Source organism: Bacillus sp. 05T31, assembly GCF_056396725.1.
Genome location: NZ_JBFTMA010001181.1, coordinates 1 through 754 on the forward strand (window position 1 = coordinate 1; position 754 = coordinate 754).

The window sequence follows — 754 nt, forward strand, 5'->3', positions numbered from 1 at the left end:
CTCCATTGAATAGACAGCCATAGTATCCTATTTTGATAAAAACTAAAAACAAACAGATATACTTAACACTAATAGTAGATTTTTTAACTTCAAATTTACTTTTTCTCTCTTATCTTTTTGTAAACATTAAAAATGAGCTCTATTTACATAGAGCTCATTCGTAATKTTATAGTTTGCTAGACTGTAACCCCTGAATAAACGGAACTACTTCAGGATTTACWAGTGACGATAAATCKCCTAACTCTTTTCCTAAGTAAGCTGCTTTAATAACACGTCGCATTACTTTAGAATTWCGTGTTTTTGGTAAATCTTCTACAACGTGGATGTCTTTTGGACATAAAGCTTTACCAATATGAGAGTTTACTAAACTCATTAATTCTTTCTTTAATTCTCCTGAGAATGTTACACCATCTCGTAATACAACAAAACAATGACAAACTTCTCCTTTTACATCATCCGGTACACCAACTGCCGCTGCTTCTATTACCTCATTATGTTTCACAAGAATAGATTCATATTCAGCAGGCCCAATACGTTTCCCTGCAATATTTAGCGTATCGTCTGAACGTCCTGTGATGATGTATTGCTCACCGTCATAAATAACCCAGTCCCCATGGACCCATTTATTTTCAAAGCGTGACCAATATGTGTTTACATAACGTTCATCATCTTCCCAGAAACTTTTCGTCATACCTACCCAAGGTTTTTCTAAACATAATTCTCCGACTTCATCTCGAATTGGTTTACCTTGATC

Annotated in this window: 1 protein-coding gene; it reads right to left on the reverse strand. The window is 34.7% G+C overall.

The window, feature by feature from the left end; all coding sequences use genetic code 11:
* Positions 1-166: 166 nt before the first annotated feature.
* Positions 167-754, reverse strand: a 588-nt coding sequence (locus AC1DJR_RS32240; protein ID WP_477004498.1) for an AMP-binding enzyme, incomplete at its 5' end; no start/stop codon positions are given.